This window comes from Luteimonas sp. RIT-PG2_3, from assembly GCF_054902115.1.
This window is the reverse complement of the sequence record NZ_JBUBPF010000002.1, coordinates 136501-160166: the sequence shown is the minus strand read 5'-3', so window position 1 is coordinate 160166 and position 23666 is coordinate 136501. Positions and strand designations below refer to the sequence as shown.

21 protein-coding genes are annotated in these 23666 nt (G+C 68.6%); 13 read left to right on the top strand and 8 right to left on the bottom strand.

Annotated elements, in window-relative coordinates; genetic code table 11:
* Positions 1-158 precede the first annotated feature (158 nt).
* The 4 genes from ACYX7E_RS03585 to ACYX7E_RS03570 all read left to right on the top strand — a co-directional run bounded on the left by ACYX7E_RS03585 (position 159) and on the right by ACYX7E_RS03570 (position 3989).
* Positions 159-863, top strand: coding sequence for a DUF4097 family beta strand repeat-containing protein (locus tag ACYX7E_RS03585; RefSeq protein WP_462079466.1), 705 nt, complete (start codon positions 159-161; stop codon positions 861-863).
* 191 nt (positions 864-1054) lie between these two features.
* The gene (locus ACYX7E_RS03580; RefSeq protein ID WP_462079186.1) at positions 1055-2782 is read left to right on the top strand and encodes a M28 family metallopeptidase; all 1728 of its coding nucleotides are present in this window, start codon (positions 1055-1057) and stop codon (positions 2780-2782) included.
* 158 nt (positions 2783-2940) lie between these two features.
* A complete protein-coding gene (locus tag ACYX7E_RS03575; protein WP_462079185.1) occupies positions 2941-3339 on the top strand; it encodes an MAPEG family protein in 399 nt (132 codons plus the stop codon).
* A gap of 50 nt (positions 3340-3389) precedes the next feature.
* Positions 3390-3989, top strand: coding sequence for an HAD family hydrolase (locus ACYX7E_RS03570; RefSeq protein ID WP_462079184.1), 600 nt, complete (start codon positions 3390-3392; stop codon positions 3987-3989).
* 45 nt (positions 3990-4034) lie between these two features.
* Here the strand turns inward: ACYX7E_RS03570 and ACYX7E_RS03565 are convergent, their stop codons facing one another.
* Together ACYX7E_RS03565 and tyrS are read right to left on the bottom strand one after the other, a co-directional pair.
* On the bottom strand, positions 4035-4664 hold the full coding sequence (locus ACYX7E_RS03565; RefSeq protein ID WP_462079183.1) for an MgtC/SapB family protein: 630 nt from the start codon (positions 4662-4664) through the stop codon (positions 4035-4037).
* An 86-nt stretch (positions 4665-4750) separates the two neighbouring features.
* The gene (tyrS, locus tag ACYX7E_RS03560; RefSeq protein WP_462079182.1) at positions 4751-5956 is read right to left on the bottom strand and encodes a tyrosine--tRNA ligase; all 1206 of its coding nucleotides are present in this window, start codon (positions 5954-5956) and stop codon (positions 4751-4753) included.
* Positions 5957-6148: 192 nt separating this feature from the next.
* On the opposite strand from tyrS, the gene ACYX7E_RS03555 reads away from it, so the two are divergent.
* Positions 6149-7621, top strand: a complete 1473-nt coding sequence (locus ACYX7E_RS03555; protein WP_462079181.1) for a peptidoglycan DD-metalloendopeptidase family protein — start codon at positions 6149-6151, stop codon at positions 7619-7621.
* Positions 7622-7827: 206 nt separating this feature from the next.
* A complete protein-coding gene (locus tag ACYX7E_RS03550) occupies positions 7828-8985 on the top strand; it encodes an anhydro-N-acetylmuramic acid kinase (RefSeq protein WP_462079180.1) in 1158 nt (385 codons plus the stop codon).
* A gap of 218 nt (positions 8986-9203) precedes the next feature.
* On the opposite strand, the gene ACYX7E_RS03545 is transcribed toward ACYX7E_RS03550, so the two are convergent.
* On the bottom strand, positions 9204-9449 hold the full coding sequence (locus tag ACYX7E_RS03545) for a hypothetical protein (protein WP_462079179.1): 246 nt from the start codon (positions 9447-9449) through the stop codon (positions 9204-9206).
* Positions 9450-9602: 153 nt separating this feature from the next.
* Between ACYX7E_RS03545 and ACYX7E_RS03540 the strand changes: the two genes are divergently transcribed.
* Both ACYX7E_RS03540 and ACYX7E_RS03535 read left to right on the top strand, forming a co-directional pair.
* The gene (locus tag ACYX7E_RS03540) at positions 9603-10925 is read left to right on the top strand and encodes an AmpG family muropeptide MFS transporter (protein WP_462079178.1); all 1323 of its coding nucleotides are present in this window, start codon (positions 9603-9605) and stop codon (positions 10923-10925) included.
* Positions 10918-11262, top strand: coding sequence for a putative quinol monooxygenase (locus ACYX7E_RS03535; protein ID WP_462079177.1), 345 nt, complete (start codon positions 10918-10920; stop codon positions 11260-11262). Before ACYX7E_RS03540 ends, ACYX7E_RS03535 begins: the two co-directional genes overlap by 8 nt.
* Positions 11263-11327: 65 nt before the next feature.
* On the opposite strand, the gene ACYX7E_RS03530 is transcribed toward ACYX7E_RS03535, so the two are convergent.
* Positions 11328-12128: an exodeoxyribonuclease III gene (locus tag ACYX7E_RS03530; protein ID WP_462079176.1), complete on the bottom strand. Its 801-nt coding sequence runs from the start codon at positions 12126-12128 to the stop codon at positions 11328-11330.
* A gap of 223 nt (positions 12129-12351) precedes the next feature.
* Between ACYX7E_RS03530 and ACYX7E_RS03525 the strand changes: the two genes are divergently transcribed.
* The 5 genes from ACYX7E_RS03525 to ACYX7E_RS03505 all read left to right on the top strand — a co-directional run bounded on the left by ACYX7E_RS03525 (position 12352) and on the right by ACYX7E_RS03505 (position 15814).
* Positions 12352-12945, top strand: a complete 594-nt coding sequence (locus ACYX7E_RS03525; protein WP_462079175.1) for a GNAT family N-acetyltransferase — start codon at positions 12352-12354, stop codon at positions 12943-12945.
* Entirely contained in the window at positions 12942-13625 is a 684-nt protein-coding gene (gene pyrE, locus ACYX7E_RS03520) for an orotate phosphoribosyltransferase (RefSeq protein ID WP_462079174.1), read from the top strand. The genes ACYX7E_RS03525 and pyrE overlap by 4 nt, the downstream gene beginning before the upstream one ends.
* Positions 13626-13748: 123 nt before the next feature.
* A complete protein-coding gene (locus tag ACYX7E_RS03515; protein ID WP_462079173.1) occupies positions 13749-14393 on the top strand; it encodes a hypothetical protein in 645 nt (214 codons plus the stop codon).
* 79 nt (positions 14394-14472) lie between these two features.
* Entirely contained in the window at positions 14473-14871 is a 399-nt protein-coding gene (locus tag ACYX7E_RS03510; RefSeq protein WP_462079172.1) for a GFA family protein, read from the top strand.
* Positions 14872-14923: 52 nt separating this feature from the next.
* Positions 14924-15814, top strand: coding sequence for a pseudouridine synthase (locus tag ACYX7E_RS03505; RefSeq protein WP_462079171.1), 891 nt, complete (start codon positions 14924-14926; stop codon positions 15812-15814).
* 88 nt (positions 15815-15902) lie between these two features.
* On the opposite strand, the gene ACYX7E_RS03500 is transcribed toward ACYX7E_RS03505, so the two are convergent.
* The 4 genes from ACYX7E_RS03500 to ACYX7E_RS03485 form a co-directional block, all read right to left on the bottom strand.
* Positions 15903-17147, bottom strand: a complete 1245-nt coding sequence (locus ACYX7E_RS03500) for a TIGR03862 family flavoprotein (RefSeq protein ID WP_462079170.1) — start codon at positions 17145-17147, stop codon at positions 15903-15905.
* Between the two features lie 246 nt (positions 17148-17393).
* On the bottom strand, positions 17394-18539 hold the full coding sequence (locus tag ACYX7E_RS03495) for a pyridoxal phosphate-dependent aminotransferase (RefSeq protein WP_462079169.1): 1146 nt from the start codon (positions 18537-18539) through the stop codon (positions 17394-17396).
* 95 nt (positions 18540-18634) lie between these two features.
* The gene (locus ACYX7E_RS03490; RefSeq protein ID WP_462079168.1) at positions 18635-20926 is read right to left on the bottom strand and encodes a TonB-dependent receptor; all 2292 of its coding nucleotides are present in this window, start codon (positions 20924-20926) and stop codon (positions 18635-18637) included.
* A 382-nt stretch (positions 20927-21308) separates the two neighbouring features.
* Positions 21309-23654 (bottom strand): phosphomannomutase/phosphoglucomutase, encoded by a 2346-nt coding sequence (locus ACYX7E_RS03485; RefSeq protein WP_462079167.1) that lies wholly within the window; start codon positions 23652-23654, stop codon positions 21309-21311.
* Positions 23655-23666 lie beyond the last annotated feature (12 nt).

Here is a 23666-nt window from a genome sequence, read left to right as displayed (position 1 = left end):
ACTGCAGACACGACGTTCGGCCCGGTGACCAATGACAGGTGCGATTGTATCGAAGCCGGGGCACACTGGTTCCCGTCCGCACAGGTCGTGCGGCCGATCCCGCGCCGGCGTTCATCCCTGCACGCCTGGCCAGGCACCCGAGGTCCCCCATGATCCACATGTCGACACGCCCATCGCGCCATTCCCGTCCCGCCCCTGTGTTCGGGCTGTTGCTGTCTGCCGCGCTGGCCGGCGTCCTCGTCGCGTCGCCCGTACTGGCCAACGACGTCAGCAAGGTCAACGGCAGCATCACCGCCGAAACCGGGCAGACCTATGGCGACCTGGACACGGTCAACGGCAGCATCCGCCTGCAGGACCAGGCGCGCGCGGGCAATGTCGAGACCGTCAACGGCAGCATCCGCGCCGGCGACGGCATCCAGAGCCGTAACCTGGGCACCGTCAACGGCAGCATCAGGATCGGCACCGACGCACGCGTGCAGGGCAATGTCGAGACCGTCAACGGCAGCGTCTTCATCGACAACAAGGGCACCGTCGACGGCAACGTCAAGACCGTCAGCGGTTCGATCGGCCTGGTCGGCGTGACGCTGTCGGGTAGCATCGAGACCGTCAATGGCGACATCACCGCCGGCGTCGGCACGCATGTCGGCGGCGACATCCGGATCAGCAAGCCGGCCACCAACTGGTTCCCGGTCGTGGTCGGCAAGCGCCTGCCGCGGGTCATCATCGGCCCCGGCAGCAGCGTCGACGGCGCGCTGGTGTTCGAGCGCGAAGTCCTGCTGTACGTGCACGACAGCGCGCGCATCGGCAAGGTCACCGGCGCCACGCCGACGCCGTACTCGGGGACGCGCGCGCCGTCGAACTGAGTCCCGGCGGCCCGCCCGACCCTTCGGGCCTATCGAAGTCCTTGCCGGAGGCGCTGGCGCGAGAACGGCGGGAACGAGCGCGAACCCAGAGCCAACCGGGCAGCGCGAACTGGACAGGACGAACCGGCTAGAACGAACCGGGTAAGGCGAACCGGTTAGAATCCGGACTTTCCCTGATCCGGAGTCGACGGATGCGTTCACGACAGTCCCTGAGCAGCACCCTCCTGACCGGCACGCTTGGCGTTGCCGCCACCCTGGCGCTGGCGGCCTGCGGCGACAAGGCACCCGCACCGGCCGACCCCGCGGCGGCGCCTGCGCCCACCGCGACCGCGACGCATACGTTCTCGCCACAGATCAACGAAGCCGATTTCATGGAACTCGTGCGCACGCTGGCCTCGGACGAATTCGAAGGCCGCGCACCGGGCGCACCGGGCGGCGAGAAGACCGTCGAGTACATCAAGGCACAATACGAACGCTTGGGTCTGCAGCCCGGCGGCGAGAACGGCACGTTCTTCCAGACCGTCCCGATGACCGAGACCATCGCCGACGAGTCGACGGTGCTGAACCTCGACAGCAACGGCACCGCGCGCACGCTGAAGTTCGGCGACGACTTCGTGCTGGGCACGCGCACCGGCAAGCCCGAGATCAAGGTCGCCGACAGCGAACTGGTCTTCGTCGGCTACGGCGTCAACGCGCCCGAGCAGAACTGGAACGACTACGCCGGCATCGACGTCAAGGGCAAGACCGTGGTGATCCTGGTCAACGACCCGGGCTTCCATGCCGACGACGCCTCGCTGTTCGAAGGCAAGCGGATGACCTACTACGGCCGCTGGACCTACAAGTTCGAGGAAGCCGCGCGCCAGGGTGCCGCCGCCGCGCTGATCGTCCACGACACCCCCGGCGCCTCGTACGGCTGGGACGTGGTCAAGAACTCCTGGACCGGTGCGCAGTTCGACCTGCGCGCCAAGGACGATCCGGAACCGCGCCTGCCGGCGCAGGGCTGGATCACCGGCGAGCAGGCCAAGCAGCTGTTCTCCGAATCCGGACTGCAGCTCGATGCGATGTATGCCGCCGCCAACAAGCGTGGCTTCAAGGCGGTGCCGCTGAAGGCGAAGGTGTCGTTCGACCTGCGCAGCACAACGACCGAAAAGTCGTCGCGCAACGTCATCGGCGTGCTGCCCGGCAGCGAGCGTCCCGACGAGGCCGTGCTGTACATGGGCCACTGGGACCACCTGGGCAAGCATGAAGGCGACGGCACCGCGGACACCATCTACAACGGTGCCGTCGACAATGCCACCGGCATCGCCGGCATCATCGAAATCGCCGGGCAGTTCGTGCATGCCGATCCCAAGCCCAAGCGTTCGCTGGTGTTCCTGGCGGTCACGCTGGAGGAATCTGGCCTGCTGGGCTCCAAGTACTACGTCGCCAACCCGACCTTCCCGCTCGACAAGATCGCCGGCGTCATCAATATCGACGCCATGAGCGTGGCCGGCAAGGCGCGCGACTTCGTGGTGACCGGCAAGGGCAGCTCGGAACTGGAAGACATCCTGAAGATCTTTGCCGACCAGCAGGGCCGCACCCTGGTGGAAGAAGGCAATCCGGCCGGCGGTTACTACTTCCGTTCCGATCACTTCAACTTCGCCAAGGCCGGCGTGCCGGCGCTGTACGCCGATGGCGGCGGCGACCTGGTCGATGGCGGCATCGAAGGCGGCAAGGCGGCCAGCGACGAGTACGCCAAGCGCTACCACCAGCCCAGCGACGAGATCCACGACGGCTGGAAGGTCGACGGCACCCTCCAGGACCTGGAAGCGCTGTATGGCGTCGGCCGCACCCTGGCCGACGGCAACCAGTGGCCGAACTGGTACGAGGGCAATGCGTTCAAGGCCGCGCGCGATGCGTCGCGGGCCAGCGCGAAGTAAGCCTCGCCAACATCGGACGACGGAAGCGGCGCCCATGTGGCGCCGTTTTCGTCTCCGCCTCTTTCGTCTCCGCCGTTTTCCTGTCTTTCCTCTTTGCGCCCGCCATGGCCGTGGCGACAGGTTGTATTACCCTGTACGCCACTCCGGGGAGGACTGACATGACCATCGCCACTGCTTACTGGTGCATCCTGATCGCCGCGCTGCTTCCGTACGTCTGGGTCTACGTGGCCAAGACCGCTGCGCCGAAGTACAACAACATGAATCCGCGTGCATGGGTCGCCAAGCAGACCGACAACTACAAGCTGCAGCGCGCCTACAACGCCCACCTCAATGCACTGGAAGCGTTCGCCCCGTTCGTCGCCGGCGTGCTGATGGCGCAGTTCGCCGGTGTCGCCGACGGCACGATCGCCGGCCTGGCAATCGCCTTCGTCGCACTGCGCGTGCTGCACGGCGTGTTCTACCTGGCCAATGCTGCGCTGCTGCGCAGCCTGGTCTGGCTGGGCAGCTTCGGCTGCGCAATCGCACTGATCGCGCTGGCGGCACTGGCTGCGGCCTGACCACCTGTCCACACGCTTGCCGCGCCTGATCGCCTGAAGGCGGGCCACGCATGGACCTGGCGCTGTTCGATTTCGACGGCACGATCACCACGCGCGAGACGTTTCCCGATTTCGTCCGTGCCACCGCGCCACCCGCGCGGGTCGCCCGCGGCCGCTGGCAACTGGCACCGTGGATCGCCGGCTATCGACTGGGCATGGTGTCCGGCACCACGGTCCGCGCGAAGATCGTCGACGTCGCCTTCCGTGGCCTCGCCACGGCGGCGCTGCGCGAAGCCGGCGAAGACTTCGCGCGCAACGTGTTGCCGACGCTGCTGCGGCCGGACGCGTTGGCGCGCATTGTCTGGCACCGTCAACGCGGCGACCGCATCGTCGTGGTTTCGGGCGGCTTCGATCTCTACCTGGCGCCCTGGTGCGCGACGCATGCGCTCGACCTGATCTGCTCGTCGCTCCAAAGCGTCGACGGCGTGCTCACCGGCCGCTACCAGGGCGCGCAATGCGTCAACGAGGAAAAGGCGCGCCAGGTGCAGGGCCGCTACCCGCGCGCGCAGTACCGCGAGGTCCACGTCTATGGCGATACCCGCGAAGACCGCGCGTTGCTCGCGCTGGCCGACCATGTCGCCTATCGACGGATGCCGGTCGCGACGCCCTGAGGCCAGGACCGCATGGCGGTGCAGTCGCCCCACACATCGCGTGCCTCAATCGCGTGCCGATCCCGGTTCGACCGGACGCCGATCGCCGGCGAGGTCATGGACGTCACGGACCTCACCCACGCCAGCGCCAGCCGCAGCGGTCTTGACGCCACGGACTTCAGCGCCGGCAGGGCGCGCTCCCATTGTGTCCACGTCGCCGTCCTGCCGGCCCTGCTGCCTGCGTTCCCACGCCGACAGCACGAACAGCACGAACAACGCCAGCAAGGTCGCCGCGACGGCGACCAGGTAGTAATGCAGGCCGGCGGCGACGCCGATCGTCGCCACGACCAGCAGCGAGGCCGCCGTGGTGATGCCGGCGACGGTCTGCCCGCCCTGTCGTCCCTGGCTGAAGATCGTGCCGGCGCCGATGAAGGCCACGCCGGCAATGACCGACTCGACCAGGCGCAGCGGATCCACCTGCAGGATGCCCGGCCCATGACCGCCCGCCAGCACGCGGTCGACCGACAGCTGGCCGATGCCGATCAGCAGCGCGGCGGCCCCGGCGACCAGCATGTGGGTGCGGAACCCGGCCGGACGATGCTTGAGCTCACGCTCGTAACCGACCACGCCGCCGAGCAGCATGGCCAGCGCCATGCCCCCGATCACTTCCGCCTGCGCCAGCCAATGTCCGTCCATGCCGGCATGGTGTCGACGCCGATGTCATCGCCCGGTGATTGGCGTCGTGCCCGCCCGCGGGCGTCCCGCGCCCGGCCTCCGAAGCCTTATGCCGCGACCAGCCGCACCCGCGCGAAGTTGCGCTTGCCGACCTGCAGCACGCCCTCATAGCCGGGCGCGAAGACCAGGCCGGCATCCTCGACCACGCCGCCGTCCACCTTGACCGCACGTTCCTTGAGCTTGCGGCTGGCTTCGGAATTGCTGGGGGTAATGCCGGCTGCTGTCAGCAGCGCGCCGATGCGGATGCCATCGGCCGGTATGACCACGTCCTGCAGCGGCAGCAACGAGGTATCGCCTTCGCCGCTGATCGCCACCTGCCAACCCGCGATCGCGGTATCGGCCGCGGCGGCATCGTGGAAGCGCGTGGTCAGCTCGCGCGCCAGGCGCAGCTTGACGTCGCGCGGGTTCAGCGCGCCCGACGCGACATCGGCCTTCAGCCGCGCCGCTTCGTCGATGCCGATCTCGGCGCTCAGCAGCTCGATCCAGTCCCACATCAGGTCGTCGCCGATCTTCATCGTCTTGTTGACGAAGTCGATCGCAGGATCGGTCACGCCGATGTAGTTGCCCAGCGACTTGGACATCTTGTTGACACCGTCCAGCCCGACCAGCAGCGGCATCGTCAACACGATCTGCGCGGCCTGGCCATGGTGCTCCTGCAGCGCGCGGCCCATCAGCAGGTTGAACTTCTGGTCGGTGCCGCCCAGCTCGACGTCGGCCTTCAACGCGACCGAATCGTAGCCCTGCACCAGCGGATACAGGAACTCGTGGATCGCGATCGGCTGCTGGCCGGCGTAGCGCTTGGAGAAATCGTCGCGCTCGAGCATGCGCGCCACGGTGTGCGTGGACGCCAGCCGGATCATGTCGGCCGCACCCATCGATCCGAACCACTCGGAATTGAACCGGACTTCGGTCCGCGCCGGATCGAGCACCTTGAACACTTGCTCCTTGTAGGTCTCGGCGTTGGCCAGCACGTCCTCGCGCGACAGCGCCTTGCGGGTCGCGTTCTTGCCCGACGGGTCGCCGATCATCCCGGTGAAGTCGCCGATCAGGAAGATCACCTGGTGCCCCAGGTCCTGGAACTGGCGCATCTTGTTCAGCAGCACGGTGTGGCCCAGGTGCAGGTCCGGGGCGGTCGGATCGAAGCCGGCCTTGATCCGCAACGGGCGGCCGAGCGCGAGGCGGGCCTGCAGCTCCTCGATCTTCAGGACTTCCTCGGCGCCGCGCGCGATCAGGTCCAGGGCGGGGTTGTTCATGAGCGTGGTCTATTCAGGTGTTGGACCCTGGCGGTCAACTGGAATGTGACGGCGGTCAAGGTTCGGGCGGGAGGGATGTTAATGATGCGTAATCCTGAATTTCCAATGAGGACAAGGATTTGACGCACCCACTTCACGTCTTTATGTTACCCCGCTGACGCGCCCGTCACGCCAATCCACCGGACCGCAACGATGCCGCAATCCGATTTGCCCAGAGACGACGACCCGCACCATCAGCGCGTCCGTCTCGACAACCTGCGCGCGGCCGCCGAGAACAAGGCGAAAGAGTCCGCTTCCCTGGATGCACCGGCGGCCCATGGCTTCCCGGTCCGCGGCCGCTGGACGCGCCGCCACTGGGCGCATGCGAGCCTGTTCGCGACGCTGGGCGCCCTGGTCATCGGCCTGATCCCGGGCTTCTCGAACGCGCTGCGCGGTGCCGAGCACGCGCCGCTGACGACGACCTCACTGCCGCTGCCGCCGCTGACCCTGGTACGCGCCAAGCAACCCGAATTCAACTGGCACCTGGTGACCGTCGAGCCGGGCCAGACCCTGGGCTCGATCTTCTCCGACCTGGGCATTCCGTCGTCGACGCTGCAGCGCATCCTCGACCAGCCCGGCGCACGCGACACCCTCGCACGACTGCGCCCCGGCACCGAGATCGGCTTCGACCTCGCCCCCGATGGCAGCCTGCGCGCCTTCCGCTTCGACCGCGGCGAGAGCGAGCGGGTCAAGCTGAGCGTCGGCAAGGACCGCATCACCGAGAAGGTCGTCCAGCGCGAGCTGGAGACCCGCACCGTGGTCATCAGCGGCAACGTCGGCAAGTCGCTGTTCCACAGCGCGCGCAAGCTCGGCCTCAGCGCCGGCAACATCAACACGCTGACCGACGACATCTTCAAGTACGACATCGATTTCTCGAAGGACGTCACCCAGAACGACCGCTTCAGCGTCGTCGTCGAGCAGACCTGGCGCGAAGGCGAGCTGATCAAGAGCGGCCCGGTCAAGGCCGCGGTGTTCACCGCCAAGGGCAAGCCGTTCACCGCAATCCACTTCGAGCGCAACGGCAAGCCCGAGTACTTCACCGCCGACGGCCGCCCGCTGAAGAAGAGCTTCATCCGCAGCCCGATCCAGTACGCGCGCCTGAGCTCTAACTTCGGCGCACGCCGCCACCCGGTCCTGGGCACGATGCGCATGCACAAGGGCGTCGACTACGCCGCGCGTTCGGGCACCCCGATCATGGCCGCCGGCGATGCCCGCGTGCAGTCGGTCGGCTGGCAGGGCGGCTACGGCCGCGCGGTCGTGCTCGACCACGGCCGCGGCCACACCACGCTGTACGCGCACATGTCGCGCTTTGGCAACATCAAGTCGGGCCAGCGCGTGGCCCAGGGCACGGTGATCGGTTACGTCGGCACCAGCGGCCTGTCGACCGGCCCGCATCTGCATTACGAATTCCGCGTCAACGGCGTGCACCGCAACCCGCTGCAGCACACGATGCCGCCGCCGGAGCCGCTCAGCGGCCCCGCGCTGGCCGCCTTCCGCGCGCAGACCGCGCCGGCGCTGGAGCGCATCCGCGAGGTCGAGGACATCATCTACGCCGACGTGCCGGCCGCCCCGGAACCGGGCAAGGCCGTCGCCGCGAACACCCCGCGCGCAGGCCGCAAGGGTTGATTCCCTGCGGATCCGGCCCACGGACAGCCCTGATCCAAGGCTGACGGCGCCGATCACGCCTTGATCCTGCGGTCCTGTGATGCGGTGATCCCGCGGCCTCCGTTCCGGCATCGCATGCCCCGGGCGCTGGCACCGCAGCGGAGGCAGCGCGCGGATGCGCCCGGTCCCTGCTCCCGTCTCACGCCCCACCTCCCGGAACGCCCCGCATGAACCCGCAGTTTCCGTCGCGTGACGCCGCGCAGCAGGGACCGTCCGAGCGCGGACTGTTCCTCGGCCTGATCTCTGGCACCAGCGCCGACGGCATCGACGCCGCCCTGGTCCGTTTCGACGACCGCGGGGACACTACGCTGGTGTTCGGCCGCACCTATCCCTGGGACCCCGCGCTGCGCACGCAACTGGTGGCGCTGGGCCAGCAGAACGCCCCGCTGTCGCTGGACGCCTTCGCCGAACTCGACGTGCGCGTCGCACGCGCCTTCGCCGATGCCGCCAATCGCGCGATGGCCGACAGCGACACCCTGCCGGCGGACGTCAGCGCGATCGGCTCGCATGGCCAGACGCTTCGCCATCGTCCCTGGGGCCCGTATCCGTTCACGCTGCAACTGGGCGACCCCGGCACCATCGCCGAACGCACCGGCGTGCGCGTGGTCGCCGACTTCCGTCGCCGCGACATCGCGGCCGGCGGCCATGGCGCCCCGCTGCTGCCCGGCCTGCACGCGGCCCTGCTGCAATCGCGTGAGGAATCGCGCGCAGTGCTCAACCTCGGCGGCATCGCCAACCTGACGCTGTTGCCCGCCGACGCGGCGCGTCCGGTGCGCGGCTTCGATACCGGCCCGGCCAATGCGCTGATGGACGCCTGGACGCTGCGCCACACCGGCGAGAGCTACGACCGCGGCGGCGCCTTCGCCGGCAGTGGCCGCGTCGACAGCGGCCTGCTCGAACGGCTGCTCGACGACCCCTGGTTCACCCAGCCGCCCCCCAAGTCGACCGGCCGCGACCAGTTCCACCTGGGCTGGGTCGAAGCCCGGCTGCAGGGCGAGACCGTGCCCGAGGACGTGCAGGCGACGCTGGCCGCGCTGACCGCGCACACCGTCGCCAACGCACTGAACGCACAGCAGCCCGACACCCGCCGCGTCATCGCCTGCGGCGGCGGCGTCCACAACCCGGTGCTGATGGCCGCGCTGGCCGCGGTGCTGCCCGGCTGCATCGTCGAATCCAGTGCCGCGCACGGCCTCGACCCCGACCACGTCGAGGCGATGGGCTTTGCGTGGCTGGCCCGGCAGACCGTGCTCGGCCGTCCGGGCAACCTGCCCAGCGTCACCGGCGCCAGCGGCCCGCGCGTGCTGGGCGGCATTTATCCCGTTTGACGGCCGCTCGTCTGAGAACTATGTCTTTCGGAGGTCCGCCGGCTCGCAGATGCCGGATCTGCAGTGGCTTGTCGGGCAGCAACTGCTCTCCCCTCGGTCAGGGCATCCTGCCCTGACTCGGGCGCACGCCATCCATGGCGTGCTCGGACGCAGCCGCCGCCCGACAAGCCGCCGCCCTGCTCGTCACGATCGCGGCATCGGCCCACTCATGGCAGGCCCTAGACCCGCCCGATCAACGCATAGCCATCGTCGTCGGGCACCTGCTCCAGCGCGGCGATCGCCGCCTGCAGCACATCGGTTTCCAGGTGATCGAAGCGGACCGAGGCATCGCCTTCGTTGGCGCGCAGGCCCTGCTCGAGCAGGTAGCCCAGCGTGCGCGCCATCGTCCAGCCGCGCAGGTCCGCGATCCGCCGGATGCGGTCGGCCAGGGCCTGGTCGATGTCCTTGAGCACGATGTCGGTCATTGGCCTCGCCCTGCAGTCAGCACTCCCCTGCGATCACGCAGATCCGCGCGGCTGGCGGACAGCAGGGAGCCGCGAGCGACCTGCGCAACACACTCCACGCGCGCGGGCCCGGTGGGGCGATACGTGCCGTGGGTGCTCGGGTAGCATACGCCGATGACAACCCCACACTCGGCCGTGCGCGGCGATCGGATCGCCTGGATCAGGCCCTACCTCGAACGCGCGCCACTGGCGGCGTTCCTGCTTGGCGTGTCCTCGGGTTTCCCGTACGCAATGATCGGCGCCACGCTGACCACGCGGCTGGCCCAGGACGGCATCAGCAAGCGCAGCGTCACCGCCTTCTCGCTGGCGTTCCTGGTCTACAGCTTCAAGTTCCTGTGGGCGCCTCTGGTGGACCGTTTCCACCTGCCGCTGATCGGCCGCTTCGGCCAGCGCCGCTCCTGGCTGTGGCTGTCCGCCGTGGCGGTCGCGGCCGCGATCGTCCACCTGGGCATGCTCGACCCCACCGCCAACCTGGCCAGGGTCGCGGTCGCCGCGGTCGCGGTCGGCGTGGCCGGTGCGACCTTCGACATCGTCATCGACGCCTACCGCATCGAACTGCTCAAGCCCTACCAGCTCGGCGTCGGCTCGGGCATGTCGCAGTACGGCTGGCGGATCGGCTCGGTCGGCGCCGGCGCGCTGGCCCTGGTGGTCGCCTCGTCGCTGGGCTGGAGCGCGGCATATCTGGCCTGCGCCACGTTCGTGCTGCCGGCGGTGTTCGTGGGCCTGTGGCTGGGCGAACCCGAGCGCCATCGCGAGCCCAGCGCGCGCAAGGGACTGGCCGCGGCCTGGGCGGCGATCGCAGGTCCGCTCGGCGAGTTCTTCCGCCGCAAGGGCGCGTTCCTGGTGCTGTTGTTCATCCTGCTGCACAAGATCGGCGACACCCTGGCCAACCTGACATTGCGCCTGCTGCTGAACGACCTGGGTTTCAGCAATGCCGAGATCGCGACCTACGACGTCGGCGTCGGCTTCATCGCGATGTTGCTGGGCATCTTCGTCGGCGGCATCCTGTACGCGCGCATCGGGCTGAAGCGCTCGGTGTTGCTGAGCCTGGTGCTGATGGCGGTATCGAACCTGTCGTTCGCACTGCTCGCGCACATCGGCCACAGCAATCCGATGCTGGCATTCACGCTGACGTTCGAGAACTTCGCCAGCGGCATCGGCGGCGTGGTCGTGGTCGCCTACCTGTCTGCATTGTGCAACCTTTCGTTCACCGCGACCCAGTTCGCGCTGCTGTCGGCGGCGGCGTCGATCGTCGGCCGCTTCATCACCGGCACCACCGCCGGCGGCCTGATCGAGCAGATGGGTTACGTCAACTTCTACCTGTTGACCACCGTGGCCGCCCTGCCCGGCGTGGCGCTGTTCGCCTGGATGATGAAGACCGGCCTGGTCGATGCGTCGATCGCCGAGCAGGACGTGCGCAAGGCGGTCGATGGCTGACGTGGCCGCTGCCGGCGTGCTGACGGTCATCGCGCAGGACTTCATCCGACCCGACCGCGTCGGCATCGTGTTGCCGCTGTACCGCGAACTGGTGGCGCTGACCCTGCAGGAGCCGCGCTGCCTGGGCTACACGCTGCACGTCGACCAGGCCGACCCGGGGCATTTCGTCTTCATCGAAACCTGGCCGGACCGCGCGGCGCTCGACGCGCATTGCGCGAGCGCGCATTTCCAGCGGCTGGTGCCGCAGATCGACGCGCACCAGCGCGCGCCGGGCACCTTCCTGTTCCTGGATCAGCGATGCCTCGATCCGTTCGATACCGGCGCGGCATTGCGGTGACAGCGGCATCGCCGCGACAGCGCGCGACAAAGACCACCTGAGTCGATGCCGGCGCCGACGTCGGCTCAGTCGTAGTCGACGATGAACGGTGCGTGGTCGGAGTAACGCGGCTCGCGCAGGATCGAACAGTCGCGCGCACGCGCGCCCAGTGCCGGCGTCACCAGCTGGTAATCGATGCGCCAACCGACGTCGTTGGCGCGCGCGGCACCGCGGTTGCTCCACCAGGTGTACTCGGTGGCGTCGGGCTTGACCACGCGGAACGCATCGCGCCAACCATTGCCGGGCGCCGCGACCAGGCCATCGCCGCAGGCATCGGCGATCATGCCGTTGAGCCATGCGCGCTCCGGCGGCAGGCAACCGGAGTTCTTCTGGTTGGATGTCCAGTTCTTGATGTCGTTGCGCGCGCGCACGATGTTCCAGTCGCCGCACAACACGTAGTCGCGGCCGCTGGCCAGCCACTGGTCGAGGATGGGCTTGAGCCATTCCATCATCTCGAACTTGAAGCCCTGGCGCAGGTCGCCGGAACTGCCGGACGGGATGTAGAACGACACCACGCTGAGATTGCCGAAGCGCGCCTCGATGTAGCGCCCCTCGTCGTCGAACGCCGGCAGGCCGAGCTCGGTACGCACGTCATCGGGCTTGCGCTTGCTGTAGATCGCAACGCCGCTGTAGCCCTTCTTGGTGCTCGCGTCCTTGAAGAACGCGTGATAGCCCTCGGGACGGAACACCGGGTCGCTCAACTGGCCTTCCTGCGCCTTGGTCTCCTGCACGCACAGCACGTCGGCGTCCTGGGTACGGAACCAGTCGAAGAAGCCCTTGTTGGCGGCGGAACGGATGCCATTGGCATTGAAGCTGATGATTCTCACGGGTCGAAACCACTTCGATGAATGAATGGGGGGCTGGACGGCACATCCGGCGGCCCGCTGGATCGCATCCAGGCACGCGCACCGCATGTCCGGGCCCGGGCAGCCTACCCCATCGCGCCGCTCCGATCAGCGCGGGTGTGGCCGGCGCGTGGCCAGCATCAGGGATCGCCGCGGACCGTCATCGCGACCAGCGCAGCCGCGCCCGGTTTTCTATCATGGCGGCATGAAGCCCGCCGTCGCGCCCGCTGCCATCGTGGTCGAACCGGTCAACGACGCGACCGCCTCCGCCGTGCGCCGGCTGCAGGTCCGGCCGGGGCAACAGGCCTTCGTCGGCGCCGCCTGCGCCACGCTGGACGAGACCCTGCACGACCCCGGCAGCGACGCCATGGTGATCGCATGCCGACAGGACACGGTCAGCGAGCGCGACCGCATCGGCAGGTCGAAGGTCGTCGGCTTCTACCGCCTGGATTTCGCACCGATCGTCATCGACGGGCAGTCGCTGGGGCGGGACGCGGTCTCGCTGCGTTCGCTGATGATCGACCGGCACTGGCAGGGCCGCGGCGTCGCCACGCATGCGCTGGCCGCCTGCTGCGCGGACCTGCGCACGCGGCATCCGGGTCGACGCCTGCTCGCGCTGGCCGTGCACACGGCCAACCTGCCGGCGCTGCAGCTGTACCGGCGCGCTGGTTTCGTCGATACCGGCAGCGTGCTGGCCGACACCTCGACCGGCCTGCAGCGCATCCTGCTGCGCCGGCTCGATGCGCAGCTACCGGCAACTGCCCGGCACGTCGCGGGCATGGGACAATGGCCGCCATGACCGACCATCGCTCCCGTTTCCTGCAGCTGGCGCTGCGCGTGCAGGCCCTGCGCTTCGGCGAATTCACGCTGAAGTCCGGCCGCAGCAGCCCGTATTTCTTCAACGCCGGACGCTTCGACAGCGGCGCCGCGATCGACACCCTGTCGGGCTGCTATGCCGACGCGCTCGATGCCGCCGACCTGTCATTCGACCTGGTCTTCGGGCCGGCCTACAAGGGCATCCCGCTGGCCACCGCCCTGGCCTGCACCTACGCCCGACGCGGGCGCGACCTGCCGGTGGCCTTCAACCGCAAGGAAGCCAAGACCCACGGCGAAGGCGGCAGCCTGATCGGCGCACCGCTGGCCGGCCGCCGGGTGCTGATCGTCGACGACGTGATCACCGCCGGCACCGCGATCCGCGAGGCGCTGGCCATCATCCGCGAGGGTGGCGGCACGCCGGCCGGCATCGTCATCGCGCTGGACCGCCAGGAGATCGTTGCCGAGGGCGATACCCGCTCGGCTGCAGAGACCGTGGCCGCTGAACACGCGCTGCCGGTGATCGCGGTCGCGACGCTGTCCGACCTGCTGGACTTCGCCGGCGGCGATGCGACGCTGCACGCAGAACGCGAACGCCTGCTGGCCTACCGCGCGCGCTACGGCAGCGCGGCTGCTACCATCCCGGGCACTGAATCGCAGCACTAATCGACGTACTTGAATCGGACGCAAGGGGGCGCGGGTTCAATGAACAAGAGCATGGCCATTCCAGGAGTGCGACCGTCGCCGGCTTCACTGCGGTGGGCGTCACTCCCGCTGGCGTCGTTGCCGTTGCCGTCCTTGTTGCTGGCCTCGCTGCTGCTGGCCGCCAGCGCCGCGTCCGCGCAATCGCGGCCGACCAGCGCCGGTGAAAAACGCGTCTACTGCTGGGAAGAAAACGGCCGCAAGGTCTGCGGCGATGCGCTGCCGGCATCCGCCGTCGATGCACCGCGCACCGAGATCAGCGCCCGCAGCGGCCTGCGCGTCGGCGAAGTCGCCCGCGCACTGACCGCCGACGAACAGAAGCTCGCCAATTCGGCCGCCGAGCAGGCGCAACGCGATGCCAGCGCACAGGCGGCGCTGCGCCGTCGCGAGCTGGCCATGGTCGACTCGTATGCCACCGAGAACGACCTGCGCAAGGCCTATGGCGAGCGCATCATCCTGGTCGACGAGGCGCTGAAGACCTCGCGCATGGGCGTCACCAACCTGCGCCAGAGCGTGCTGTCGCTGCTGCGCCAGGCGTCCGACCTGGAACTGCAGTCCAAGCCGGTCAACAAGCCGCTGTCCGACAGCATCCGCAGCCAGCACCAGGACCTGCTGCGCCAGCAGGTGATCCTGGAGCAACAGCTGGCCGAACGTGCCTCGCTCGGCGATGACCTCGAGCAGGCGCTGGTGCGTTACCGCGAACTCAAGTCCACCGGCGCCGGCCAGGGTTGAGCGCGCCGGGCGCGCACGGCCGCGACGGCTGCGCGGCGCACGGACCGGCCAGGCATCGAGTTTCACTGGGAGAATGACGATGCTGGGACATTGCCTGTGCGGTGCGATCCAGGTCAGCACCGCCGACCATCGCGACGTGACGATCTGCCATTGCGGCATGTGCCGCCGCTGGGGCGGCGGGCCAGCCCCGACCCTGCATTGCGGCAGCGACGTCGAGATCCGCCACGACGGCGCGCTGACGGTGTTCGCCTCGTCGGAGTGGGCCGAGCGCGGCTTCTGCAGCCGCTGCGGCGGCCACGTGTATTACCGCCTGCTGCCCACCGGCGACTACATGCTGCCGGTCGGACTGTTCGGCGACGCCGTCGCGTTCAGGCTGGACAGCCAGATCTATGTCGACCACAAGCCCGGCTGGTACGACTTCGCCAACCCGACCACGATGCTGACCGAGGCCGAGATCCTCGCGATGTACGCGCCATGACCTGCACAGTTCGCGCGGCACGGCGGTCGCGGTCGCGGCCGCCATCGCCGACGTGAAGCGTCCGCCCGATCTCGATGGCGTGCGCGCAAGCCGCGTGCAGCTGCCGCAGGGACCCTGGACGCGCGTGCTGGACGCCTTGTGCGCGCTGTTCCCGACGATCGCACCGACGCAATGGCAGGCACGGTTCGATGTCGGCAGGATCCTCGACGAGGCCGGCCAGCCATTGCCTGCCGGCGCACGTTGCGGTGCCGGCATGCAGGTGTATTACTACCGCGACGTGCCCGAGGAGCCCCGTCTTGCCGCCGAGGCCACGATCCTGCATCGTGACGACCACCTGCTGGTCGTCGACAAGCCCCATTTCCTCGCAGTCACGCCGGCCGGGCGCTTCGTGCGCGACACCCTGCTCGCACGCCTGAGCCGCGAGACCGGACTGGACACGCTGGCGCCATTGCACCGGATCGACCGCGCGACCGCGGGCCTGGTGATGTTCTCGGTGGACCCGGCGACGCGCGATGCCTACCAGGCCCTGTTCCGGCAGCGCGCGATCGACAAACGCTACGAGGCCATCGCCCCGGCGCTGCCCGATGTCGCGTTCCCTGTCGTGCGCCGCAGCCGCATCGAACGTGGCGAGCCGTTCTTCCGGATGCGCGAAGCCGCGGGCGAGGCCAACAGCGAGACCCGGATCGAGGTCATCGCGCGCGGGCAGACGCACTGGCACTACGCGCTGCATCCGCTGAGCGGTCGCAAGCACCAGTTGCGCGTGCACATGGCCGCGCTCGGCGCCGCGATCCTGCACGACCCGCTGTATCCGCAACTGGACCAGGCTGCGATCGCGCACGACCACGCGCCGCTGCAGTTGCTGGCCAGGGCGCTGTCGTTCATCGATCCGCTGGAGGCGCGTCCGCGCCATTTCGAAAGCCGGTTGCACCTGGCGCTGCACTGAATACTGCTGCACTGCTGCCGCTGCACTTGAGTCGGGCACTGGATTTGGCGTTGGCAGGGGTGCCACCCGCTTGCCCTGCCCCGCGGGGCTATCGGGATGCCAGCCAGTGGCGGACACCATCGGACGCCACCTGCGCGCTGGCATAGCAGGCCGTCAGCAGGTAACCGCCGGTCGGCGCCTCCCAGTCGAGCATTTCGCCGGCGACGAACACGCCCGGCAATGCACGCAGCATCAGGCCGTCATCCAGATCTTCCAGCCGCACGCCGCCCGCACTGCTGATCGCTTCGGCAAGCGGACGCGGCCGCAGCAGGCGCAACGGCAGGCGCTTGATCGCCGCCGCCAGCGCCTGTGGATCGGCCATCGCCTCACGCGGCACGCATTCGTGCAGCAGGCCGGCCTTGACGCCGTGGATGCCGGCTTCGCGTCGCAGGTGTTCGCTGAGGCTGCGCCGTCCGCGCGGCTTCGACAATGTGCGTTGCAGGTCGGCCAGCGTGCGCCCGGGCGCGAGATCGAACGCGATGTCGGCATGGCCGTCGCGCTGGATGCGCTCGCGCAGCATCGCCGACAAGGCATAGACCACGCTGCCTTCGAGGCCGGTCGCGGTCGCCACGCATTCACCCTGCAGCGATTGCGCAGCGCCATGCGCATCCTGCCAGTGCACGACCACCGGCTTGACCGGCGCGCCGGCATGGCGCTCGGCGAAATGCGCGCTCCAGTCCACGTCGAAGCCGCAGTTGGCCGGCTGCAACGGCGCGACCGCAAGGCCGCGTGCCGCGAGCACCGGCACCCAGGCGCCGTCGGAGCCGAGCTCGGGCCAACTGCCGCCGCCGAGCGCGAGCACGACCGCATCGGCGCGCACCAGGTGCTCGCCGTCTGCCGCGTCGAAACGCAAGGCACCGTCGTCCGACCAGCCGGTCCAGCGATGCTGCACGTGCAGGTCCACGCCCTGCGCGCGCAGGCGGCGCACCCAGCCGCGCAGCAACGGCGCGGCCTTGCGGTCCTCGGGAAACACCCGCCCCGAGGTCCCGACATAGGTCTCGATACCGAAGCCTCGTGCCCACGCGCGCAATGCGTCGGCGTCGAACTGCCGCAACCAGCGCGCGACCTCGTCCGCGCGCACGCCATAGCGGCTGGCGAACAGGTCGAACGGATCGGAATGGGTCAGGTTCAGGCCACCCTTGCCAGCGATCAGGAACTTGCGCCCGACCGAACCCTTGGCATCGTAGAGATCGACCTTGAAGCCGTCCGCGCGCAGGCGCTCGGCGGCGAACAGGCCGGCAGGACCGCCACCGATGATGGCGACGCATGCAGGGGGATCGGTGACATGGGACATGCGGCCATTATCGCCGCGCGGGTACCACGGCGTCGTGCGCGTTGTTCTGCGTGCGTGCGGCGACAGGCGCGTCGGCAGATCCCGTGCGTGCCACCGGCGCATCGCGCGAGCCCTTGCAGACCCATTGCAAGGACCGCCGGCCGGCCCGAGAGGTGTCGGAGCACGGGTGTCGGAGCACGGGTGACGGACCACGGGTGACGGACGCGCGGCGCGGCCACGCCCATCACCCGAGCCGCCCGCGGTCGATCACGCGCCCCGCAGGATCTCCTGGTCGGCCTCGGCGAAGGCCGCCTTGAAGCGGGCGTTCTCGTCGTCGTTACCGATGGTGACGCGGAAGCTGTTGGGATACGCGGTCGGCGACCGGCCGACATGGACGCCACGCTGCTTCAGCGCATCGATGTAGGCGACCGCCGGACGCTTGACGTCGATCAGGAAGAAGCTCGACTCCGAGGGCGTCGTGGCGTAACCGCGCGCCTTCAGCCAGTCGACCAGGTGCGTCCTGCGCGTGGCGGTCTGGGTCCTGCGGGTCTCGACCAGGCTGGGGTCGTTGAGGCTTGCCAGTCCGGCCACGACCGCGGTCACCGGCAACTGGCTGAAGCCGAAGCGCTTGAAGCGCTCGAGCAGGTCCGGGCGTGCGACCGCATAGCCGAGCCGGAGGCCGGCAAGACCGTAGATCTTCGAGAACGTGCGCAGTACGACGACATCCTTGCCCTTGGCGACCAGCTCGACCGCCGAACGCACATGCCCGGCGAACTCGATGTAGGCCTCGTCGACGACCACGACCGCACCGGCCGGCTTGTTGTCGACGATCGCCGCGATGTCGGCCGTCGAGGTCAGCGTGCCGGTCGGGTTGTTGGGATTGCAGACATAGATCAGCCCGGCCTTGCCCGACTGCGCCGCGCGGATGAAGGCCTGCGCGTCGTGACTGTAATCGCTGCGCAGTGGAATCCGGCTGACGCTCGCGCCATTGCGCTCGGCCAGCCGCGCCGCCGCATCGAAGGTCGGGTCGGCCGTGACCACGCCGGCGGTCGCGCTGGCAAACGCCAGCGCCGAGAAGTTCAACGGCCAGAACGAACCGGCGTATGGCGCAACGTGGTCGACGCCGATACCGAGCTTGGCGGCGAAGACCTGGTTGAGGTCGCGGGTCAGGCTGTCGAGATAGCGCCCGCCCCTTGGCGCGATCTCGGCGATCGCGCGCAGTGCGGCCGGCGATGGGCCGTCCGGGTATTCGTTGAGGTTGAGGAACACCTCGCGCGCGGCGGCAGCGGTCGGCACTGCGGCATGTGCCTGGGCGAGCAGGCTGCCCGACAGCAGGCTGCCGCCTCCCAGCCCGGCCGCGGCAGCGGCGGCGGAACCGCCCAGGAACAAGCGGCGCGACATCGTATGGGTCATCACAAACTCCGGTGGGATCGGTGGGGTGGGCGGGGTGGAAGGGTCGGGGAACAAAGCGTGGGATCAGGCGTCAGGGACGGCCATGGCGGCGCGCATCAGAATCGTGTCGTCCAGGTCACGCCCCAGGTGCGCGGGTCGCCGAGCCGGGTCGGATAGAAGCCGTTGCTGTAGAGCTGGGCCTGCACCTTGTAGTCCTTGTCGGTGACGTTGTTGACGTAAGCCGACAGCGTCGTCCTGCTGCCGGGGAACTCGTACGAGGCACGTACGGTGCCCAGCCAGTAGCCTTCCTGCAGCGCGTAGGGATCGGTGTTGTCGGTGATGTTGAAGTTGTGGCGCCCGGTGTAGGCCCAGTCGGTCGACAGCCGGATGCCGGTGTCGCCGATCGTGTAGTCGAGGCCGAGCAGCCCGGTGACATTGGGCACGCGTGCGAAGTTGTAGCCGGCGTAGCTGGTCGTACCGGTCACCAGTTCGGTGTACTTGGTGCGCAACGAACTGACATTGCCGCGCAACAGCAGGTTGCGCGTCAGCCTGGCGCGCGCCTCAAGCTCGACGCCCTTGACCTCGCCCTCGCCGGCATTGGCCAGGATCGAGCGGAACGTGCCGTCGATGATGCGGTTCACGGTCAGCTGGATGTCGCGGTAGTCGTAGTAGTACGCGGCCGCGTTGAGCGTCAGCCGGCCGTCCAGCCAGGTGCTCTTGTAGCCGGTCTCGTAGGCGATCAGCTTTTCGGGTTCGACCACCACCGGCTGCGAGTTCAGGCTGGCGCCGCCGGCATAGTTGCCCGAGCGATAGCCGCTGGACAGACGCACGTAGGCCAGCTGGTTGTCGTCGATCTGGAACTGCGGCGTAAAGTCGTAGCCCAGGTTGTTCCAGGTATTGACCTCGTGCTGGCTGGCCACGACTTCCAGCGGAAAGCCGGCGTGCTCGATCCGCCACCAGTTGCTCGACGTGATCGGAGACGTGCCGTTGACGGTGCGCAGCGACGACTGCGTCTCCAGGTCGATGCCGACCTTCTCCGAGGTGTAGCGCAGGCCCGCGGTCAGCGCCAGGCGCTCGGTCAGGTTGTAGGTCAGGCTGCCGAACAGCGCACGGCTCTCGGTCTTCTGCCGGTAGCCGCTGTAGATCAGCGCGCGGTTGGCGGTGCTGACCGGCAACAGTGTCGCCGACGCCGTGGTGTTGTCGTTGACGTCGTTGAAGTAGTACGCACCGGCAATCCAGTTCAACCTGTCCTCGCGCGGCGATAGCAGGCGCAGCTCCTGGCTGTACTGGCGGGTCTCGTTGTTGCCGTACGCATACGACCGCAGCGTGGGGGTCGTACTCGATCCGCTGGCAGGCGTCTCGCGCGAGCCGGCGTCGTAGGCGCTGATCGAGGTCAGCGTGTAGTCGCCCAGGCTCCAGTCGACTTTCGCGTTGATACCGTGAGTGTCGACCTCGGTCGGCACCAGTTCGCCGGCATAGTCGACGATCGAACGGTCGCCGCTGATGACGTAGGGCGAAGTGTAGCCATCGCTGGTCGGAATGCCGGTGCGCGTCACCGGGTAGGTCGGCGTGGAATCGCCCGAGAACTTGCGTGCGTGCAGGGTGATGCGCGCGGTGACGTCCTGGTTGAAGTTGGCCAGCAGCTGGTAGCGGAACGCGAGGTCCTCGATGGCGCCGACCTCTTCGCCATTGATGCGATTGGTCGCCAGTCCGTCGCGCTCGTCGTAGTGCACCGAGAAGCGCTGCGCCAGCACGCCTTCGCGGATCGGTCCGCCGTAGGCGGCTTCGAACAGGCGCTGGCCGTAGTTGCCGACGCCGAGCTTGGCGTAGCCGTCCGGGCGGAAGCCCGGCGACTTGGATACGAAATTGTAGGCGCCGCCAGTGGTGTTCTTGCCCCACAGGGTGCCCTGAGGTCCACGCAGCACTTCGACGCGATCGAGGTCGAACAGCGGGCCGCCGAGCAGCAGGCTGTTGAGGTAATAGACCTCGTCGACGTAGATGCCGATCGGCTGCACCGCGTTGTTGGTGGCTTCATTGGAGCCCACGCCGCGCAGGAAGAAGCGCGGGCGTGCGCGCGACTCGGCGTTCCACGAGGTGGCGCCGGGAATCTCCTTGGCGATGTCCTTGGTCGAGCGCAGTTCGGCGTCGATGATGTCGGCTCCGCGGACCGCGGTTACCGCGGAGGCCACGTCCTGCAGGTCTTCCTCGCGCTTCTGCGCGGTGACCTTGATGCTGTCGAGCGTGGTCGGTGCATCGGCGGGCGCGTCTGCAGCGGCAAGGGGGCTGCTGTCGGGCGAGGCGTCGACACTGTCGTCGGTTGCGCTGGCGACGCCGGCGACCGAAAGCAGGGCATACGACACCGCTAGCGCCAGCCTGGAGCTGGCACGAATCTTCTTGATGGGGGTCATGGGGGCTACAGGGGCAAAATGGGGAAAACGATCAGCCCGCCGTGCCACCCCGGTGCAGGCATGCGCCCGATACCGTGAAGCCGATTTCGACAAAACTGAATCCGGCTGCGATTGTTTTCAGATTGCCGTCCGCAAGGAAATGACCTTTTGGACATTGCTGATGATGCGCTGTCGCCGGGCAGGGCCGGTCGTGACGAGCAGGGGCGGGCCGGATGCGTGCGAGCTGCAGTCTTCCGGTGCGGCATGCTCGGGTGCAACGTGTTCCCGTGCGACGTCTTCTAGCGCCACGCATCCGCGCGCGCAGCATGCCAGTACGCCTGGGCCCATGCCCGGCCTCGCCAGGCGACGCAGGATGGCGCGGATGCCGCGCCACCTGTTGCGGTCAGAACGTCAGCGGCAGCTCCGGATCGACTGCCAGCAACTGCGCGCGGAAGGCTTCGCGGATGCGGTCGAGCGCTTCCTGGGTGTCGGCATCGAAGCGCAGCACCAGCACCGGCGTGGTGTTGGAGGCACGCACCAGACCCCAGCCGTCGTTCCAGTCCACGCGCAGGCCGTCGATCGTCGACAGGCGTGCGCCCTCGAACGTGGCCTGCTCGCGGAAGCGTTCGACGAACGTGTGCGGATCGCCGTTGGGTGCATCGACCTTGATCTCGGCCGTCGACACGCCGGCCGGCAGTGCGTTCAGCACTTCGCTGGGCGACTGCGCGTCCATCGCCAGGATCTCCAGCAGGCGCGCGGCGGCATAGATGCCGTCGTCGAACCCGTACCAGCGTTCTGCGAAGAAGAAGTGGCCGCTCATCTCGCCGGCCAGTTCGGCTTCCACTTCGCGCATCTTGGCCTTGATCAGCGAATGCCCGGTCTTCCACATCAGCGGGCTGCCGCCATGGCGCAGGATGTGCCCCGGCAGGCGACCGGTGCATTTGACGTCGTACAGGATCACCGCGCCCGGATTGCGGTCCAGCACGTCGGCAGCGAACAGCATCAGCAGGCGGTCGGGGAAGATGTTCTGGCCATCGCGCGTGACCACGCCGAGGCGATCGCCATCGCCGTCGAAGGCGATGCCGAGGTCGGCATCCAGGCGCGCGACCGAATCGATCAGGTCGACCAGGTTGTGCGGCTCGCTGGGATCGGGGTGATGGTTCGGGAACGTGCCGTCGATCTCGCAGTACAGCGGGATGACTTCGGCACCGATGGCTTCCAGCACGCGCGGGCCGAGTTCGCCGGCGACGCCGTTGCCGGCATCGACGACGACCTTCAGCGGTCGTGCCATCTGCACGTCGCCGGCGATGCGCTCCACATAGTCGTCGGCGATGTCGCGCTGGCTGAGCCCGCCCTGGGTCTCGGCCACGTGCAGGCGGTCGTCGAGGATGCGCCGGTAGAGATCGGTGATCGCGTCGCCCGACAGTGTGGTGCCGCCGATGACGATCTTGAAGCCGTTGTAGTCGGGCGGGTTGTGGCTGCCGGTCACCGACACGCAGCAACCGGTACGCAGGTGGTACGCGCCGTAATAGGTCAGCGGCGTCGGCGCCATGCCGATGTCGATGACGTTGCGGCCGGCCAGGCGCAGGCCTTCGATCAGGCCGCCGACCAGCGTCGGGCCGGACAGGCGACCGTCACGGCCGATGACGATGTCAGGCAGGTTCTGCTCGTGCATCAGCGAGCCGATGGCATGGCCGATCTGCCGCGCGACGCCGACATCGAGGCTGGCGCCGACGACGCCACGGATGTCGTAGGCGCGGAAGATCCCGGCATCGACCGCGATCGGCAGGGGCCGCGCGGGATCGGCCACCTTGACCGCCACCTGCTCGCGTTTCAGTTCGTCCGTCACATTCGCTCCATTGGATTCTTCTGCGGCCGTGGCCTTCAGGGCCTCGGCCAGGGTCAGCGCGTCATCGGCGGCGGTCGTCTGCGTGACGACGCCGAAGCGGGCCGGCAGACGCCAGGCCAGATAGGCCAGCACCAGACCGACCAGCGCCGCGATGAACAGCGCCGCATAGCCCAGCCCGAATGGGGCCGCGCCGACATGCGGCAAGGCCGCCGCGACCCGCAGGCCGCTCCTGGGCACCGGCATCGCCATGCGCTCGGCGGCCTCGGACTGTGCGGCATCGCCGCGTTCGAGCAACGTGAAGCTGCCCTGGCGCAGCGCGAGGTAGGTCGCCGGGTCCATCGCGGCGTCCTCCAGGCCGGCGGTCGCGCGCGACAGCGGCAGGCGCACGAAGGCGACGCCGACCAGCTGCTCGCCCACCCTCGCCGGGGCCGCCAGCGCCACGCGCGCGGCCTTGTCCTCGCGGATGATCCAGACCACCGGCTTGTCTTCGGCCAGCGCGGCCTCGAGCACGGCCGGGCGGCCGAAGCCGCTGTCGGGCAGACCACGGTAGGCACTGTCCAGCGTCGCCGGGAACACGATCGACTGCTCCAGCAGCGGCCAGTCCTTGCCCAGGGCCTGCGCGGCGGCATCGAGGTCGCGTGCCTGCAGCGCCGCCTGCACCGGCGCCAGCTGCAGTTGCGCCTCCATCCGCTTGATCTCGCCCGACAGGCTCAGCGCGATCGCCTCCACGGCGCCATCGCGTGCCAGCTGCAGGCTGGACCGGCGGCTCTCGCTCTGCATCTGTTGCCAGCCATTCCAGGCCATCCACAGCGACAGCAACACCAGCAGCCCCGCCACCACCGGCAGGTACGGGCGTACGCGGCCCAGCAGCAGGCGCGCCTTCGGATCGTGATCGCTCATCGCTTGCCTCTC

What these genes read in the sequence shown, in the direction of transcription:
- ACYX7E_RS03585 (WP_462079466.1), top strand. Translation starts at nt 159, where the DNA reads ATGTCGACACGCCCATCGCGCCATTCCCGTCCCGCCCCTGTGTTCGGG.
- ACYX7E_RS03580 (WP_462079186.1), top strand. Translation starts at nt 1,055, where the DNA reads ATGCGTTCACGACAGTCCCTGAGCAGCACCCTCCTGACCGGCACGCTT.
- ACYX7E_RS03575 (WP_462079185.1), top strand. Translation starts at nt 2,941, where the DNA reads ATGACCATCGCCACTGCTTACTGGTGCATCCTGATCGCCGCGCTGCTT.
- ACYX7E_RS03570 (WP_462079184.1), top strand. Translation starts at nt 3,390, where the DNA reads ATGGACCTGGCGCTGTTCGATTTCGACGGCACGATCACCACGCGCGAG.
- ACYX7E_RS03565 (WP_462079183.1), bottom strand. Translation starts at nt 4,664, where the DNA reads ATGGACGGACATTGGCTGGCGCAGGCGGAAGTGATCGGGGGCATGGCG.
- tyrS (WP_462079182.1), bottom strand. Translation starts at nt 5,956, where the DNA reads ATGAACAACCCCGCCCTGGACCTGATCGCGCGCGGCGCCGAGGAAGTC.
- ACYX7E_RS03555 (WP_462079181.1), top strand. Translation starts at nt 6,149, where the DNA reads ATGCCGCAATCCGATTTGCCCAGAGACGACGACCCGCACCATCAGCGC.
- ACYX7E_RS03550 (WP_462079180.1), top strand. Translation starts at nt 7,828, where the DNA reads ATGAACCCGCAGTTTCCGTCGCGTGACGCCGCGCAGCAGGGACCGTCC.
- ACYX7E_RS03545 (WP_462079179.1), bottom strand. Translation starts at nt 9,449, where the DNA reads ATGACCGACATCGTGCTCAAGGACATCGACCAGGCCCTGGCCGACCGC.
- ACYX7E_RS03540 (WP_462079178.1), top strand. Translation starts at nt 9,603, where the DNA reads ATGACAACCCCACACTCGGCCGTGCGCGGCGATCGGATCGCCTGGATC.
- ACYX7E_RS03535 (WP_462079177.1), top strand. Translation starts at nt 10,918, where the DNA reads ATGGCTGACGTGGCCGCTGCCGGCGTGCTGACGGTCATCGCGCAGGAC.
- ACYX7E_RS03525 (WP_462079175.1), top strand. Translation starts at nt 12,352, where the DNA reads ATGAAGCCCGCCGTCGCGCCCGCTGCCATCGTGGTCGAACCGGTCAAC.
- pyrE (WP_462079174.1), top strand. Translation starts at nt 12,942, where the DNA reads ATGACCGACCATCGCTCCCGTTTCCTGCAGCTGGCGCTGCGCGTGCAG.
- ACYX7E_RS03510 (WP_462079172.1), top strand. Translation starts at nt 14,473, where the DNA reads ATGCTGGGACATTGCCTGTGCGGTGCGATCCAGGTCAGCACCGCCGAC.
- ACYX7E_RS03500 (WP_462079170.1), bottom strand. Translation starts at nt 17,147, where the DNA reads ATGTCCCATGTCACCGATCCCCCTGCATGCGTCGCCATCATCGGTGGC.
- ACYX7E_RS03495 (WP_462079169.1), bottom strand. Translation starts at nt 18,539, where the DNA reads ATGACCCATACGATGTCGCGCCGCTTGTTCCTGGGCGGTTCCGCCGCC.
- ACYX7E_RS03490 (WP_462079168.1), bottom strand. Translation starts at nt 20,926, where the DNA reads ATGACCCCCATCAAGAAGATTCGTGCCAGCTCCAGGCTGGCGCTAGCG.
- ACYX7E_RS03485 (WP_462079167.1), bottom strand. Translation starts at nt 23,654, where the DNA reads ATGAGCGATCACGATCCGAAGGCGCGCCTGCTGCTGGGCCGCGTACGC.